Origin of the sequence: Streptomyces sp. NPDC000151 (assembly GCF_040301705.1) — a bacterium.
Lineage (GTDB): Bacteria > Actinomycetota > Actinomycetes > Streptomycetales > Streptomycetaceae > Streptomyces.
Map to the genome: position 1 here is coordinate 15,552 of NZ_JBEPFC010000081.1, position 15,428 is coordinate 30,979.

General features: G+C 72.4%; 14 protein-coding genes. 3 read left to right on the forward strand and 11 right to left on the reverse strand.

Annotated elements, in window-relative coordinates:
• Nucleotides 1-42: 42 nt before the first annotated feature.
• Nucleotides 43-723, reverse strand: a complete 681-nt coding sequence (locus ABT381_RS21995; protein WP_030265943.1) for a response regulator transcription factor — start codon at nucleotides 721-723, stop codon at nucleotides 43-45.
• Between the two features lie 441 nt (nucleotides 724-1,164).
• On the opposite strand from ABT381_RS21995, the gene ABT381_RS22000 reads away from it, so the two are divergent.
• Together ABT381_RS22000 and ABT381_RS22005 are read left to right on the forward strand one after the other, a co-directional pair.
• Complete coding sequence (locus tag ABT381_RS22000) at nucleotides 1,165-2,688, forward strand: peptide MFS transporter (protein ID WP_351596889.1); 1,524 nt, start codon at nucleotides 1,165-1,167, stop codon at nucleotides 2,686-2,688.
• A 132-nt stretch (nucleotides 2,689-2,820) separates the two neighbouring features.
• Nucleotides 2,821-3,762 (forward strand): alpha/beta fold hydrolase, encoded by a 942-nt coding sequence (locus ABT381_RS22005; protein WP_351596892.1) that lies wholly within the window; start codon nucleotides 2,821-2,823, stop codon nucleotides 3,760-3,762.
• Between the two features lie 37 nt (nucleotides 3,763-3,799).
• Here ABT381_RS22005 and ABT381_RS22010 read toward each other — a convergent pair whose 3' ends face one another.
• The 6 genes from ABT381_RS22010 to ABT381_RS22035 form a co-directional block, all read right to left on the reverse strand.
• Nucleotides 3,800-5,215 carry a hypothetical protein gene (locus ABT381_RS22010; RefSeq protein ID WP_351596895.1) on the reverse strand — a complete coding sequence of 472 codons (1,416 nt, stop codon included), beginning with the start codon at nucleotides 5,213-5,215 and terminating at the stop codon, nucleotides 3,800-3,802.
• The gene (locus ABT381_RS22015) at nucleotides 5,212-6,225 is read right to left on the reverse strand and encodes a hypothetical protein (protein WP_351596898.1); all 1,014 of its coding nucleotides are present in this window, start codon (nucleotides 6,223-6,225) and stop codon (nucleotides 5,212-5,214) included. Before ABT381_RS22015 ends, ABT381_RS22010 begins: the two co-directional genes overlap by 4 nt.
• A complete protein-coding gene (locus tag ABT381_RS22020; RefSeq protein WP_351596900.1) occupies nucleotides 6,222-7,169 on the reverse strand; it encodes a COG1470 family protein in 948 nt (315 codons plus the stop codon). The genes ABT381_RS22015 and ABT381_RS22020 overlap by 4 nt, the downstream gene beginning before the upstream one ends.
• A 50-nt stretch (nucleotides 7,170-7,219) precedes the next feature.
• The gene (locus ABT381_RS22025) at nucleotides 7,220-7,912 is read right to left on the reverse strand and encodes an LPXTG cell wall anchor domain-containing protein (protein WP_351596918.1); all 693 of its coding nucleotides are present in this window, start codon (nucleotides 7,910-7,912) and stop codon (nucleotides 7,220-7,222) included.
• Nucleotides 7,913-8,096: 184 nt separating this feature from the next.
• Nucleotides 8,097-8,597: an ATP-binding protein gene (locus ABT381_RS22030; protein WP_351596902.1), complete on the reverse strand. Its 501-nt coding sequence runs from the start codon at nucleotides 8,595-8,597 to the stop codon at nucleotides 8,097-8,099.
• 208 nt (nucleotides 8,598-8,805) lie between these two features.
• A complete protein-coding gene (locus ABT381_RS22035) occupies nucleotides 8,806-9,177 on the reverse strand; it encodes an STAS domain-containing protein (RefSeq protein ID WP_351596905.1) in 372 nt (123 codons plus the stop codon).
• Between the two features lie 262 nt (nucleotides 9,178-9,439).
• Here ABT381_RS22035 and ABT381_RS22040 point away from each other — a divergent pair, with 262 nt between their 5' ends.
• Complete coding sequence (locus ABT381_RS22040) at nucleotides 9,440-10,372, forward strand: RNA polymerase sigma factor SigF (RefSeq protein WP_351596907.1); 933 nt, start codon at nucleotides 9,440-9,442, stop codon at nucleotides 10,370-10,372.
• A gap of 143 nt (nucleotides 10,373-10,515) precedes the next feature.
• Here ABT381_RS22040 and hutI read toward each other — a convergent pair whose 3' ends face one another.
• The 4 genes from hutI to hutU all read right to left on the reverse strand — a co-directional run.
• Nucleotides 10,516-11,682, reverse strand: coding sequence for an imidazolonepropionase (gene hutI / locus ABT381_RS22045; RefSeq protein ID WP_351596910.1), 1,167 nt, complete (start codon nucleotides 11,680-11,682; stop codon nucleotides 10,516-10,518).
• A 121-nt stretch (nucleotides 11,683-11,803) separates the two neighbouring features.
• Nucleotides 11,804-13,168: a formimidoylglutamate deiminase gene (locus tag ABT381_RS22050; protein WP_351596921.1), complete on the reverse strand. Its 1,365-nt coding sequence runs from the start codon at nucleotides 13,166-13,168 to the stop codon at nucleotides 11,804-11,806.
• Nucleotides 13,165-14,352, reverse strand: a complete 1,188-nt coding sequence (locus ABT381_RS22055; protein ID WP_351596924.1) for an allantoate amidohydrolase — start codon at nucleotides 14,350-14,352, stop codon at nucleotides 13,165-13,167. Before ABT381_RS22055 ends, ABT381_RS22050 begins: the two co-directional genes overlap by 4 nt.
• 17 nt (nucleotides 14,353-14,369) lie before the next feature.
• A partial coding sequence (hutU, locus tag ABT381_RS22060) for a urocanate hydratase (RefSeq protein ID WP_351596913.1) occupies nucleotides 14,370-15,428 on the reverse strand: 1,059 nt, incomplete at its 5' end.

Below are 15,428 nucleotides of genomic sequence, written 5' to 3' on the forward strand. Positions count from 1 at the left end.
TGCCCTCCCGGGCGGGGGTGGTGGTCCTGGGGGAGGGGAGCTTCAGCTCTTCTCGAAGCGGAAGCCCACTCCGCGCACGGTGGCGATGTACCGCGGATTGGCCGCGTCGTCGCCCAGCTTCTTCCGCAGCCAGGAGATGTGCATGTCGAGCGTCTTCGTCGAGGACCACCACGTGGTGTCCCAGACCTCGCGCATCAGCTGATCGCGGGTCACCACCCGGCCGGCGTCCCGGACCAGCACCCGCAGCAGGTCGAACTCCTTGGCCGTGAGCTGGAGTTCCTCCTCCCCCATCCACGCGCGGTGCGATTCGACGTCGATCCGGACGCCGTGGGTGGCCGGCGGCTGCTGGGGCTCGGCGGTGGTGCCGCGGCGGAGCAGGGCCCGGACCCGCGCGAGCAGTTCCGCCAGCCGGAAGGGCTTGGTGACGTAGTCGTCGGCGCCGGCGTCCAGGCCGACCACGGTGTCCACCTCGTCGGCGCGGGCCGTGAGGACCAGGATCGGGAAGGAGTGGCCTTCGTTGCGCAGCCGGCGGGCGACCTCCAGGCCGTCCATGCCGGGCAGGCCCAGGTCGAGCACGAGCAGGTCGATGTTGCCCTGCAGACCGGCGTCGAGCGCCGTGGGGCCGTCCTCACGCACCTCGACTTCGTAACCCTCACGGCGGAGTGCGCGAGCGAGCGGCTCCGAGATGGACGCGTCATCCTCGGCGAGCAGTACACGGGTCATGGCCCGATGGTAGTCCGACAGGTCACGGCCACGATGCCCCTCCGGGGGTCCCGGGCGACGGCGGTGGGCGCACCGCGCGGTTCCCCACGCCGGGTGTGACCGTTGTCTCACTCAGCCCAACCTCAGCTACGCGCGTCGTACAGTGGCTGGAACGTCCGTCGTACAACCCGGGACCTTGACGCATATATGCCGTCACGGTCCCCGTTGTGTGCGGGGCCGGCACGACCGGGCCCGCGGGCAAATGACCTCCTAGACCGGGTCCATCGCACGTAGAACGGGGGCGTGGATTCCGGTGTACGGCCGTCCTGTCGATTCCTCTTTCCACAGTGGTGTCGCACCCTCCTACCGGGCGTGGGTGGGCGGACGGCACTGCGCCGGTGCCGGTCAGCCGACCCGGGCGCGCGGCCCCACCCGCGCGTCCCGATCACTCAAGGATCGACCATGGCGTCCAGCCTGACGAAGGATTCCCCTGGGCAGGGAACCCCTGCCGGCGGCAAGACCTTTTTCGGCCACCCCCGCGGACTGGCCACCCTCTTCATGACCGAGATGTGGGAGCGTTTCAGCTTCTACGGCATGCGGGCCCTGCTGACGATCTACCTGCTGTCCGGCGGCCCGGACGGCAAGGGCATCGCCGAGGGCGGTCTGGGTTTCAATGCCGCGACCACCACGGCCATCTACTCCATCTACATGGCGATGGTCTACCTCCTCGCCATGCCCGGCGGCTGGCTCGCCGACCGGCTCTGGGGACCTCGTAAGACCGTGGCCGTCGCGGCCGTCGTCATCATGCTGGGCCACCTCTCGCTGGCCGGTCCGGGCCAGGGCTTCTTCTTCGCCGGTCTGGCGCTGGTGGCGATCGGCTCCGGCCTGCTGAAGGCCAACATCTCCACCATGGTCGGTCACCTCTACGACGGGCCGAACGACCCGCGGCGTGACGGCGGCTTCACGATCTTCTACATGGGCATCAACCTCGGTGCCTTCCTCGCGCCGCTGATCATCGGCACCGTCGGTGAGAAGCACAGCTGGCACCTGGGCTTCGGCCTCGCCGCCGTCGGCATGGGCATCGGTCTGATCCAGTTCCTCTGGGGCACCAAGCACCTGAGCCCGGAGAGCAACAAGGTCCCGACCCCGCTGACCGTCGAGGAGCGCAACTCCTGGCTGCGCAAGGGCCTGACCTGGCTCATCATCGCCGCGGTCTTCTACGGCGTGGTCACCTTCACCGGTCACTTCACCCTGAACTGGGCGATGATCCCGCTGACCGTGCTGGGCATCATCATCCCGGCCGCCGTGCTCTTCCGCATCAAGCGGGACAAGGAGCTCTCCCGGGACGACCAGAGCAAGGTCTCGGCGTACATCTGGTTCTTCGTCGCCGCCGCCGCCTTCTGGATGATCTACGACCAGGGCGGTTCCACAGTCCAGGCGTTCGGCACGACCAAGGCGTCCGGTCAGCTGCTGGGCATCTCCTTCCCGTCCACCTGGTACCAGTCGCTGAACCCGGTCTTCATCATGGCGCTGGCCCCGGTCTTCGCCTGGTTCTGGCTGTGGCTGAACCGCAAGGGCAAGGAGCCCAGCACGATCCTGAAGTTCGTCACCGGTCTGCTCTTCATCGGTGTCTCGTTCTTCTTCTTCCTGATCCCGCTGGCCATGTCGGCGAGCGGCACGCTGGTCAGCCCGATGTGGCTGCTGGGCATCTACCTCATCCAGACCGTCGGCGAGCTGTGCCTCTCCCCCGTCGGCCTGTCGCTGACCACGAAGATGGCGCCGCTGAAGTACGCCAGCCAGATGATGGGCATCTGGTTCCTCGCGAACACCGCGGGCGACTCGGTCACCAGCCTGCTGTCCATCGGCGGCGTCGACATGAGCGGCTCGCGCGCGGTCCTGGTCGAGGCGGTCCTCGCGGTCCTCGCGGGCTTCGCGATCTACATGTACCGCAAGAAGGTCCGCGGCCTCATGGGCGAGGTCCACTGACGGACCCGCTGTCACGAGCGGACGAAGGGCCCCGGCGCCACGGCGCGCCGGGGCCCTTCGCGTGCGCGGCCGTTCGAGTGGGGTGCGCGGACGGCCGGGAGGGCGGCGGCGGGCCGCGGTAACGATCGGAGTGTGTGGCGAGGGAGTGTGTGGACGGGGCTGTGCGGGGTGCTGGCCGCCGTGTGTCTGGCGGTTCCGCAGGGGGGCCGGGCGGCCGCGGCGCCGGACGCCGCGTTCAAGGGGACGTACTCCTACGGCACCCAGAAGCGGCAGACCATCGGCGCCTACCGCACCGCCGGCACGGACATCCGGCCGGCGGTGATGATCCTGCACGGCGGGTACTGGGCGCAGGACTCCGACTGGAGCGGCTGGGCCCGGAAGCTGGCGGCCCGCGGGTTCGTCGTCTTCGACGTGGACTACCGGCTCAACACCGACGCGCACTGGCACGCGCAGCGCACCGACGCGCTCGCCGCGCTGCGCTGGATCCGCGCGCAGTCGGTCCGCTTCCGGGCCGATCCGCAGCGGGTCGTGCTGCTCGGCTCATCGGCGGGCGGCCAGATCGCGGCGAACACCGCGGAGTACACCGCCGGCACGGCCGAGCGGCCGGCCGGGGTGATCGCGCTCTCGCCGGTGGCCGACCCGTACCGGGCCTGGCGGGACGGCGCCCGCTCCGGCGCCTCGGCCGCCCAGCGCCGGCTGCGGCGCGAGGCACAGAAGCTGGCGGGGTGCGATCCGGGGAAGGGGGCGAAGAAGGCGGCCTCCGCGGCTTCGCCGGCCTCCGTCGCCGCCGCGAAGTGTCGTGCCGTCTGGGACGACATGGCCGCGCGGACCTGGGCGCCCGGTGGGCCGGAGCGGCCCGGTGGGCCCGGTATGCCGATGCTGCTGCTGCACTTCGCGCACGACTTCGTGCCGGTGGCGCACTCGCGGGCGCTGGCGAAGGCCGAACCGCAGGCCACGGTGTCGGTCGTACCGGGCACGGGCCACGGCATGAAGGCCCTCACCCGGCCCGGGATCGAGCGCCGGGTGCTGGCCTGGCTCATGGCGCGGGTGGGGCGCCCGGCGGACCGCGCGTAGGACGTACGCGTGTACCGGCCGCCGGCCGCCCGACCGGTCAGCGCCGCAGGTAGCGACGCGGCATGAAGGTGAAGACGGCGCCGCCGAGCAGGATCACCGTGCCGGCGACCAGGCCGAGCGCCTGGAGGCCGCCGTGGTCGGCTGCGCCGGTCTCGGCGAGCCCGCCCGAGCCGCCCGCGGCACCGCCGCTGCCCCCGGTATCACCGCTGCCCCCGGTACCGCCGGTCGCGGCGCCGCCCGAGTCGCCGCCCGAGGACGTGCCGCCGCTCGCGCCGCCCGGCTGGGCGCTGGTGTCCAGCTCCAGTGAGACGCCCGGGTCCTTCTCAGGAGTACAGGTAGTGGTCGTCCCCATCGCCTTGACCGTCAGGACACCGGGCGTGAGCGTCGCCTTCCCGCTCGCACCGGGCTTGTAGGTGCCCTTGAGGTCGGGGATCTCGATGGGGTCGCCGGACTTGATCGGCTCCTTGTTGGCCGGGCCCTCGACGTGCACCGTTCCCTTGTCCGCGCCGCCCAGCTTCACCTCCATCGACGGCTTGACCGAGTCCTTGGGGATGTCGGCCGGGCTGTCCATCACGGACTTGCGGAACTTGACGGTGAGGTCGAAGGCGCCGCCCTTCTTGGTGCCGTTGATCTGCACCGGCGAGGTGGCCTTCTTGTCCCCGATCGGGGTCTTGCAGGCGTAGGGGACCTCGACTTCCTTGCCCTTGTAGGCGGTGCCGTCGGGGTCGCCGTTGCCGCCACCGGTACCACCGGAGGAGGACGACCCACCCGATGACGAGCCGCCGGACGCGGACGAGCCACCGGTCGAGGACGAACCACCGGTCGACGACGAGCCACCGGTCGACGACGAGCCGCCGGAGGACGCGCCGCCCGAGTCCGACCCGCTGCCGTCCGTCACCTTGATCGTGAGCGCGGGCTTCACCTCGCCCTTCGGCGCGCACTTGGTGTCCGTCGAGATCGGCTTGTTGACGTTGATCGTGTAGTTGCCGGGCGTCAGCGTGACCTCGCCCGGCTTCTCCAGCTTGAGCTTGCCCTTCATGTCGGGCAGCTGCATCGGGCTGTTCTTCGGGATCGGCGGGTTCTGCCGCGGGCCCCCCACCGGGACGTCACCGGTCTGCGCACCGCTCGCCTTGAGCACGCCGGCCGGCTTGACCGTGTCCTTGCCCAGGTCCAGTACGTCCGGGTTCTTGGAAGCGGCCTCGACCGTCTTCCACACCACCTCGACCTCGTCGCCCACCTTCGCCGTGGCCGGCGCGGTGATCTCGACCTTGGTGGTGCCCTGCACCGGATCCATGCCGGAGATCGGCGGCGGGATGCACTCGGTCAGGTACGACACGGTGGTCGCCGGGTCGGGGACCGGGGCCGCCGAGGCGGTACCGGACACCGCCAGCAGGCCCGCGCCCGCGAGCATCAGCGCCGTACCGGCCGCGGCCGCTCTCCTCCGTTGCCTCATCGCAGGGAACCTTTCGACGTCGGTCGCTCGGTGGGTGTGGTGACGGACGGTGCGGTGTCCGGGGTGAACCAGGGCAGGCCGGCCGGCGCGGCGTCCCCCGCCCCGCCCGGGGCGGTGCGGTCGCGCGGCCGTACCTTGTCGACGATCGCCATGCCGATGCGGAAGACCGCGGCCGGCACCACGACGCAGAGCAGGATCCAGAAGAGGGTCACGCCCCACGGCCGGCCGACCTGCCACGGCTGCTCGGCCAGTACCTTGCCGCCGTACCGCACGGCGACCGTGTAGTCGCCGTGTGCGCCGGCCGCCAGCTCGACCGGCAGCGTGACCTGGGCTTTCCTGCCGGCCTCCAGGGTGCCCCGCCACTGCTGGTCCTCCCACTGCGGGGCGAGGACGCCGTGCCGGGTGCCGACCCGGAAGACCGGGTTCTTCGCGGGCTCGGCGCCGAGGTTGCCGACCGTGAGCACCAGTTCCCGCTGCGGCGGCGCGCCGAACCAGGTCAGCAGGCCCGAGCTGCCGCGCAGCCGGGCGGGCGCCAGTACGGACAGCCGGCCACCGCCGGTCCGCTCGGGCAGCGGGGCCACCGGGTGCCCGGCGACGGTGAACGGGGCGTCCGCCGCCGCGGCCCGGCCGGTCACGGTGGCGACGTGCACGACGCACGGGCACGGCTTCGGCGGCTCGGCGACCGGCAGTTCGGTGCGGAAGCGGCCGTCCTTGCCGGTGGTGACGGCGCGCCCGTCGGCGTTGGCGCAGGCGTTGGTGCCGCCGATCATGTTCTGGCCGCAGATCAGCAGGGTGAGCAGCGCCTTCGGCCGCCAGCCCGTACCGGTGACGGCGATCGAGCCGCCCTTGCCCGCCTGCCGCTGGGACAGCTCGACGGCGGGACGGCCGTTGCCGTCTGCGGCGCGGGCCGTCCCGGCCGGGGGAAGGGCGACAAGGGCGAGGGCCAACGCGGCAACGGCCGCCGTCAAGAGCGCGATCCGCCGCCGGCCGTCCGTACGTACTCCGCTCACGCCGTCACCCCCGCCGTCAACTCCCTTTCCTTACCGCCCTCTTGGCCCGGCAAGTCGCCGTTCCCGCCCACTCCCACCCGGCGCCGCCGCCGCAGGAACCAACCCCCCACTACCGCGCCGCCCCCGGCGCACACCAGCCCGACCGTGCCCCACGGCACCGCCGTGTACGTGGCGCGGGCCGTGCCGTGCGCGCCGCCCGCCGCGGTGGCCGTGACGGTCAGGTCCACGGAGTCCAGCGCGGGCGGGTCCGGCCAGGTCTCGGTACGGGTGGTCCGGCGGCCGGGCGGCAGTTCGGCGGGCAGCCGGTGCGCCGGGCGGCGCAGGGCGCTGCCGAGCAGGCCGTCGGCGCGCACCGCGACCCGCGGGTGCAGCGTCGTGTTGCCGCGGTTGACCAGGTCGTACCGGATGACGGCCGCGCCGCCGCGGTCCGCGACGGACACGTTCTCGACGGTGAGGGCGGCCAGCGTCGGGCCGGTGACCCGCAGGTGGACCGGTACGGCCGCGGTGCGCCCGCCCGGACCCGCGGCGCGTACGGAGAGCGCGGCCGGGTGGTCCCCCGGTGCGGTGCCGCGCGGCACGGTGACCGTGAAGGGCACTTCGGCGCGGGTGCGCGGTGGCACCTTTACGGTCTTCGCCGCGGTGACGATCCAGGCGCCGGAGCCCGGGCCTTGTGCGGCGGTTCCGGTAGCGCGGGACGACCGCCCGGTCGCCGTCGTGCCGCGCACCGTGAACGTCCGCGTGTCATCCGTGGGGTTGGTGAGCGCGAGCCGGTCGGACAGGACGCTGCCGGGGTCACCCTCCAGGTAGAAGTACGGGCGCGCGTGCGCTCCCGCGGGCGCCGCGCGCCAGCCGCCCGTCGTCGCGGCGGACGGTGGTGCGCACGGCAGCGTGGCGGCGGTCAGCGCGGCCGCGCCCGCGGCCACGGCACGGATACGGCAGGGCATCGGCGGCTCCCGGAGCTCGTACGGGCTCGTCCTCGTGCGGCGCCCGCGGCTCAGGCCCGCTGCTGCCGGCGGCGGGTCAGCCAGAGCGTGCCGGCGGCCCCGGCGAGCAGCACCGTGCCGCCGAGCGTGCCCAGCGCGATGGCGTCGTCGGCGGGCCCGGTCTGCGGCAGTTCGCCGCCCGGCGCCGCCGGTCCGCCGCTGCCGCCGGTGCCTTTGACGTCCAGGGAGAGAGCGGGCTTCGGGTCGTTGCCGGGCGTGCAGGTCGTGGTCGTGCCGAGCGCCTTGATGGTGAGCGTGGAGGCCGTGAAGGTGACCTTGCCGCTCTTCTTGGGCGTGTACGTACCGCTCAGATCGCTGATCTTGATGGGGGTGTTGGCGGGGATCGCCTTGTCGTTGGGCGGACCGCTCACCGGTACGTCACCGGTCTCGGCGCCGCCCAGCTTGATCAGCGCGCTCGGTTTCATCGCGCCCTTGCCCAGCTCGACGGGGCTGGAGGAGACGCCCTTCTGGAAGGACATCAGGAGCTTGTAGCCGTCGCCGGACTTGGTGGACTTGATGTCGATGGGCGAGACGGCGCCCTTGTTCCCGATCGGCGTCTTGCACTGGTAGTCGACGTCGACGACCTCGGCGTGCGCGGCGGGGGCCGCGAAGAGCACCGACGCCGCCGCCGTGAGCAGCACGGCCGCCGCCGGTCCTGCCGGGCTCGTGCGGCGCCGGCTGCGCTGGGCGTTGAAGCGGGCCACCTCGATCTCCCCTTCTCCCGGTGAGCGCACCGCCGGAAGTTACTGACGGCACATCAGATTGGGCGTCAAGGTACGCCGGGGGCCTCGGAGAGGGAAGAGAGAGCACACAAGGAAAGCCGCCCCTCGGGGCGGCACGGGCGGTACGGGAAGGCGGCGGCCCGGCTCCGGCACACCGCCCACCCTCCTACGAGGGTGCGGCGAGCTCCGCCCACACCGTCTTGCCGGCACCGTCGGCGTTGCGGACGACTCCCCAGTCCAGGCAGAGCCGCTGCACGATGAACATGCCGTGGCCGCCGGGGCGGCCGGCGCGGTGCGGGGTGCGGGGTGCGGGCGAGCCGGTCCCCAGGTCGGTGACCTCCAGGCGCAGCACCTTGGCGTTGCAGCGCAGCCGCAGCTCCTCCGGGCCCTCGGCATGCAGGCAGGCGTTGGTGACCAGCTCGGAGACGACGAGCAGGACGTCCTCGGCGGCGGCGCGCTGATCGGCGCCCGCGGCCGGCAGCCAGCCCCAGTCGTGCAGCGCCTGCCGGGCGAAGTCACGGCCACGGGCGACAGCGCCACGGGCGCCCGCGAGACGCAGCCTGCGGACCTGACCGGCCGGGGCGAGGGCCGGGGAGACGGCGGCGGCGCCGGCGTTCCCCGGGTCCGGGCCCAGATCGCCCGGCGGGTACGGCCGGGTGGTGCTCATCAGCGCTTCACCTCACCGATTCGCCTTTTCACGGATTACGGATACCTGACGGGTTCAAGAAGATTCAGATGTCTCCTGCCCGGACGGGCCGTGAGAACACCCACTTCTTGGGGACGGAAGTTGTGATGGAGCCGACGTGATCGGAAAACGTCACCGGAAGGGGGCCTTCCGGAGCTCCTCCGCCACTGCCGCCCCCTGTGCATCCGGCTCAGCCGGCGGCCAGTGCCGCGTCGACCGTGTCGTGCACCGTGAAGACCGCGTCGGCGCCGGTGATCTCGAAGACCCGGGCCACCACCGGCTGCATCGCCGCCAGGTGCACCCCGCCGCCTTCGGCCTCCACCTTCAGCCGGGCCCCCAGCAGGACGTTCAGCCCCGTGGAATCCATGAACTCCAGTTGCGAACAGTCCACGATCAGTCGCACATAGCCATCGTCCGCACAACTGTCGAGTGACTCGCGCAACAACTCCGCGGTGTGGTGATCCAACTCACCCGCCGCGGCGACGACCGCACTGGCGCCGTGATGGCGGACCCCGACGTGGAGCCGTCCCCGGCTTGCACTGCCGACCGTCCCACGGTCCATGCGCGCGCACCCCTCTTGCTGTCTCGGCGTCTGGATTTGCTTACGACTGCGCACGTCGAAGCCTACGCCTTTGACACGCGGGCTGGTACCCAAACACCAGGCGTACTAACACAAATACGGACAACACGCACTTGCCATCTTCAGGTGAACCCGGGTAGGCGTATAAGGAACACATTCGACTCGGCCGGCTTTGGAGGCGCCGCAGACCGCAGCTTCACGCACAGGCATCGGCAGCCATATGCCGAGAACGATGGAGGACACCATGTCACCCCGGCTCGACGAAGTGCGCACCGACCAGACCACGGACAACGCGTCGTCGACATCCCTGTCCGAACAGATCCCTGCCCAAGCCCTGCCGATCGATGCGACCGAATTCCCCGGGATGCCGGAGATCGACGGCCTGCCCGAGATTCCGCCGTACGACGAGGTCGGACCGGTGGACGCGCGGGCGCTCTCCAAGACGCTCTTCGGGCGCCTGGAGACGCTGGAAGAGGGCACGCACGAGTACGCATACGTCCGCAACACCCTGGTAGAGCTCAACCTCGCCCTGGTGAAGTTCGCGGCCTCCCGGTTCCGCTCGCGCAGCGAGCCGATGGAGGACATCGTCCAGGTCGGCACCATCGGCCTGATCAAGGCGATCGACCGCTTCGAACTGGACCGCGGCGTAGAGTTCCCCACCTTCGCCATGCCGACCATCGTCGGCGAGATCAAGCGTTTCTTCCGCGACACGAGCTGGTCGGTACGGGTCCCGCGGCGCCTTCAGGAGCTGCGCCTGGACCTGGCCAAGGCCGGTGACGAGCTGGCGCAGAAGCTCGACCGCGCACCCACCGTGAGCGAGCTGGCCGCGCGCCTGTCCATCACCAAGGACGAGGTCGTCGAGGGGATGGCCGCGAGCAACGCGTACACCGCGAGCTCGCTGGACGCCCAGCCGGAAGAGGACGACACCGAAGGTGCGCTGGCGGACCGCATCGGCTACGAGGACCACGGACTCGAAGGCATCGAGTACGTCGAGTCCCTGAAGCCGCTGATCGCAGAGCTCCCGCCGCGCGACCGCAAGATTCTTTCCCTCCGCTTCGTCGCGAACATGACGCAGTCGGAGATCGGCGAGGAGCTGGGCATCTCGCAGATGCACGTCTCCCGCCTGCTGTCCCGCACCTTGGTCCGGCTCCGCAAGGGCCTGATGATCGAGGAGTGAGCCGCCGCGGTCACGGCGTCCCGTACGGCTGACCGCGCGGAGGAGGGCCGGCCCCGAGTACCTCGGGGCGGGCCCCCTTTCGCTTTTCCGGGCCGTTCAGCGGCCCCCTGAGGGTTTTCCGCCTGCCGGCACTCCCAGGACGCTCAGACGGCGCGTACGCCCGCTCGCCACACCTCTGTGACCAGGGGCACGCCCGGGCGGTACGCGAGGTGGACGTGGGACGGCGCGTCGAGGAGGGCCAGGTCGGCCCGGGAGCCCGGCGTGATGCGGCCGACGTCGGTCCGGCGCAGGGCCCGCGCGCCGCCCGCCGTCGCGGACCAGATCGCCTCGTCGGGGGTCATCTTCATGTCGCGGACGGCGAGCGCGATGCAGAACGGCATCGAGGACGTGAAGGACGAGCCCGGGTTGCAGTCCGTGGAGAGCGCCACGGTGGCGCCCGCGTCGAGCAGCCGGCGTGCGTCGGGCCACTCGGCGCGGGTGGAGAACTCCGCGCCCGGGAGCAGCGTCGCGACCGTGTTGCCCTGGGCCAGCGCGTCCACGTCGGCGTCCGTCAGGTGCGTGCAGTGGTCGGCGGAGGCCGCGTCCAGCTCGACGCCCAGCTGCACGCCGGGCCCGTAGGAGAGCTGGTTGGCGTGGATGCGGGGCAGCAGGCCGCGCTCCTTGCCCGCCGTGAGGATCGCGCGGGCCTGGTCGCCGTCGAAGGCGCCCTTCTCGCAGAAGACGTCGATCCAGCGGGCGTGCGGGGCGCAGGCGTCCAGCATCGGGCCGGTGACGAGGTCCACGTAGGCGGCCGGGTCCTCGGCGAAGTCCGGGGACACGATGTGCGCGCCGAGGTAGGTGACCTCGTCGGTGTGCGCGGCGGCGATGCGCAGGGCGCGGGCCTCGTCCTCGACCGTGAGGCCGTAACCGGACTTGGTCTCGAAGGTGGTGGTGCCCTGGCGCAGCGCCTCCGCCATGTAGTGCGCGACGTTGGCGGAGAGCTCGTCGTCGGTGGCGGCCCGGGTCGCGGCGACGGTCGTACGGATGCCGCCGGCCGAGTACGCGCGCCCCGACATCCGGGCGTTGAACTCCTGCGTGCGGTCGCCGCCGAAGACCAGGTGGGAGTGGGAGTCGACGAAGCCGGGGATGGCGGCCCTGCCGCCCGCGTCGTGGACGGTGTCGGCGGCCGGCGCGCGGCCGCTGGGCCCCACCCAGGCGACCCGGTCGCCCTCGATGACGACGGCGGCGTCCTCGATCAGGCCGATCGGGCCCGCGCCGAGCGACGGGTCGTTGGTGACCAGACTGCCGATGTGCGTGATGGCGGTGGACATGGTCGGTTGCGGTTCCTCTCGGAGGTGGGTGCTCCTGTACGCGGCGGAGCTCCCGCGGGCGGTGCTCCGTTACATGCGCGGGCCCCGTACCCCCGGGGGCGGGGACACGGGGCCCGCGTGGTCAGGCGCGCAGGTCGTCGATGGCCGCGGCCAGCGCTGCGGGGACGTCGGGGACGAGGGTGTGCGCGCCGTCGCGTACGACCTGGCGGCCGCCGACGACGGTGTGCCGGACGTCGGCGTTGGTGGCGGCGAAGACGGCCGTCTCGGCGCCCAGCCGGGGCAGCGGCCCCGCCGTACGGACGCTGTCCAGGGCGATCGTGGTGAAGTCGGCGAGCGCGCCGGTGCGCAGCGCGCCCGCGTCGTGCCAGCCGAGCGACCGGTGGCCGTCGGCGGACGCGGCGCGCAGCAGCGCGGCGGCGGTCCAGTGGCCCCGCGTACGGGTGCGCAGCCGCTCGTCCAGCTCCATCGCCCGCGCCTCCTCGAACAGGTCGATGACGGCGTGGCTGTCGCTGCCGAGCGAGAGCGGGGAGCCCGCTTCCTGCACGGTGGCGGCCGGGCCGATGCCGTCGGCGAGGTCCCGCTCGGTGGTGGGGCACATGCACACGCCGGTGCCCGAGCCGCCGAGCAGCCGGATGTCGTCGTCGGTGAGGTGGGTGGCGTGCACGGCCGTCGTACGCGGCCCGAGCACGCCGTGGTCGGCGAGCAGCCGGGTCGGCGTGCAGCCGTGCGCCGCCCGGCAGGCGTCGTTCTCGGCGGTCTGCTCGGAGAGGTGGACGTGCAGCGGCGCCTCCCGGTCCGCCGCCCACTGCGCGACGGTGGCCAGCTGCCCTGCGGGCACGGCCCGCACGGAGTGCACGGCGGCGCCGATACGGGCGTGCGCGCGGCCCTCCTTGAGCTGCCCGGCGCGCTCGGCCCAGCCCTGCGCGTCGCCGTCGCTGAAGCGCAGCTGCTGCCGGTTGGGCGGCTCGCCGAAACCGGACGAGAGGTACGCGGTGTCCAGCAGCGTGATGCGGATGCCGGCCTCACCGGCGGCCGCGATCAGCGCCTCGCCCATCGCGTTCGGGTCGGCGTAGCGGCCGCCGCCGGGCGCGTGGTGCAGGTAGTGGAACTCCCCGACGCAGGTGATCCCGGCCAGCGCCATCTCCGCGTACACGGCGCGGGCCAGCGCGTGGTAGCTGTCGGGTGTGAGCTGCGCGGCGGTCGTGTACATCACCTCGCGCCAGGTCCAGAACGTGCCGCTGCCCACCTGCACGGTGCCGCGCAGCGCGCGGTGGAAGGCGTGCGAGTGCGCGTTGGCCAGGCCCGGGAGCGTCAGCCCGCGCAGTATTTCGGCGCCGGGCGGCGGGGCCTCGACGCCGGTGCGGACGGCGGTGATCCGCCCGTCCCCGCCCGCGGCGGAGCCGCTGATGGACACGGTCACGACCACCCCCGGCTCGACATGAGAGCCGAGCCAGGCGTGCTCCAGCCAGTACGTCGTCGGCGTCAGCTGCACGCCAAACCCTCCAGTACGTCGGCGAGTGCGCGGACCCCCGCGACGCAGTCGTCCTCCGCCGCGTGCTCGGCGGGCGAGTGCGAGACGCCGGTGGGGTTGCGTACGAACAGCATGGCGGTCGGGACAGTGGCGGACAAAATACCCGCGTCGTGTCCCGCGCCCGTCGGCAGCACGGGCACGCCGCCGAGCGTCTTCGCGAGCCGGTCCCGCAGGTCGTGCGCGAACTCCACGACCGGCGTGAAGGACTCCCGGGTGACGCTGACGTCCACCCCGTCGCCCCGGCCCCGCTCGGCCGCGGCCCGCTCGATCCCGCCGACCACCGCGTCCAGCGTCTCCTGGTCGGCGGCGCGCGAGTCCAGCCAGCCGCGGACGAGGGACGGGATGGCGTTGACGCCGTTCGGCTCGACGCCGACCTTCCCGAAGGTGGCCAGCGCGCCGTGCCGCGCGGCGTACTCGCGCGCGGCGAGCACGGTCTGCGCGTACGTGAGCATCGGGTCCCGGCGGTCTTCGAGGCGCGTCGTACCGGCGTGGTTGGCCTCGCCCCGGAAGTCGAACCGCCAGCGGCCGTGCGGCCAGATCGCGGACGCGACACCCACCGGGTCGCCGGAAAGGTCCAGCGCCCGGCCCTGCTCGACGTGCAGTTCGACGAACGCGCCGATGCGGGCAAGACGCTCGTCGTCGGCGCCGATGGCCTCCGGGTCGTATCCGGCACGCTCCATGGCCTGCGGGAGCGTGACGCCGTCGGCGTCCGTCAGCCGGTGCGCCTTGTCCACCGTCAGCTGCCCGGCGGCGAGCCGCGACCCGACACAGGCCAGCCCGAACCGGGCGCCCTCCTCGTCACCGAAGTTGGTGATCGCCAGCGGCCGCGCGAACTCCGCTCCCCTCCCGCGGAGTTCGTCCAGCGCGGCGAACGAGGACACCACGCCCAGCGGGCCGTCGAAGGCGCCGCCGTCCGGTACGGAGTCCAGGTGCGACCCGGTGACGACGGCGTCCCCGGCGGCCGGGTCGCCGAGCCAGGCCCACTGGTTGCCGTTCCGGTCGACCTCGTACGCCAGGCCGCGGGCCTCCGCCTGCCCCCGGAACCAGGCCCGGCAGTCGGCGTCCGCGCCGGTCCAGGCGTAGCGGCGGTAACCACCGCTCTCGGCGTCACGGCCGAGGGGCAGCAGGTCCCGCCACATCTCGTGGAACGAAGTACTCACTTCTCGCCGCCTTCGCGCATGGGGACGCGGACGCCGCGCTCGGCGGCGACGGATTCGGCGATGTCATATCCGGCGTCCACGTGCCGGATGACGCCCATGCCGGGGTCGTTGGTCAGCACGCGCCGCACCTTCTCGCCCGCCAGCTTCGTGCCGTCGGCCACCGAGACCTGACCCGCGTGGATGGAGCGGCCCATGCCGACCCCGCCACCGTGGTGCAAGGAGACCCAGGACGCGCCGGAGGCCACATTCACCATGGCGTTCAGCAGCGGCCAGTCCGCGATCGCGTCCGAGCCGTCCAGCATCGCCTCGGTCTCGCGGTAGGGGGAGGCCACCGAGCCGCAGTCGAGGTGATCCCGGCCAATGGCCAGCGGCGCCTGGAGTTCCCCGGAGGCGACCATGTCGTTGAAGCGCTCACCCGCCTTGTCGCGCTCGCCGTAGCCCAGCCAGCAGATCCGCGCCGGCAGGCCCTGGAAGTGGACGCGCTCGCCCGCCATCTTGATCCAGCGGTGCAGCGACTCGTTCTCCGGGAACAGGTCCAGGATCGCCTTGTCGGTCTTGTGGATGTCCGAGGCCTCACCCGACAGGGCGGCCCAGCGGAAGGGGCCCTTGCCCTCACAGAACAGCGGGCGGATGTAGGCCGGGACGAAGCCGGGGAAGGCGAACGCCCGGTCATACCCGGCGAGGTGGGCCTCGCCGCGGATGGAGTTGCCGTAGTCGAAAACCTCCGCGCCCGCGTCCATGAAGCCGACCATCGCCTCGACATGCTTGGCCATCGACTCGCGGGCGCGGGTGGTGAACCCGGCCGGGTCCTTCGCCGCGTACGACTGCATCTCATCGAAGTCCACGCCCACCGGCAGATACGCCAGCGGGTCATGCGCCGAGGTCTGGTCGGTGACGATGTCGATCGGCGCACCCTCGGCCAGCATCCGCGGCAGCAGCTCCGCCGCGTTGCCCAGCAAGCCGATGGACAGCGGCCTGCGCTGATCACGCGCCTCGGTAGCCAGCTGCAGCGCGTGCTCCAGACTGTCGGCGCGCACGTCCAGGTAGCGGTGCTC

What these genes read in the sequence shown, in the direction of transcription:
- ABT381_RS22000 (WP_351596889.1), top strand. Translation starts at nt 1,165, where the DNA reads ATGGCGTCCAGCCTGACGAAGGATTCCCCTGGGCAGGGAACCCCTGCC.
- ABT381_RS22030 (WP_351596902.1), bottom strand. Translation starts at nt 8,597, where the DNA reads ATGAGCACCACCCGGCCGTACCCGCCGGGCGATCTGGGCCCGGACCCG.
- ABT381_RS22055 (WP_351596924.1), bottom strand. Translation starts at nt 14,352, where the DNA reads ATGTGGCGGGACCTGCTGCCCCTCGGCCGTGACGCCGAGAGCGGTGGT.
- ABT381_RS22040 (WP_351596907.1), top strand. Translation starts at nt 9,440, where the DNA reads ATGTCACCCCGGCTCGACGAAGTGCGCACCGACCAGACCACGGACAAC.
- ABT381_RS22010 (WP_351596895.1), bottom strand. Translation starts at nt 5,215, where the DNA reads ATGAGGCAACGGAGGAGAGCGGCCGCGGCCGGTACGGCGCTGATGCTC.
- ABT381_RS21995 (WP_030265943.1), bottom strand. Translation starts at nt 723, where the DNA reads ATGACCCGTGTACTGCTCGCCGAGGATGACGCGTCCATCTCGGAGCCG.
- hutI (WP_351596910.1), bottom strand. Translation starts at nt 11,682, where the DNA reads ATGTCCACCGCCATCACGCACATCGGCAGTCTGGTCACCAACGACCCG.
- ABT381_RS22020 (WP_351596900.1), bottom strand. Translation starts at nt 7,169, where the DNA reads ATGCCCTGCCGTATCCGTGCCGTGGCCGCGGGCGCGGCCGCGCTGACC.
- ABT381_RS22035 (WP_351596905.1), bottom strand. Translation starts at nt 9,177, where the DNA reads ATGGACCGTGGGACGGTCGGCAGTGCAAGCCGGGGACGGCTCCACGTC.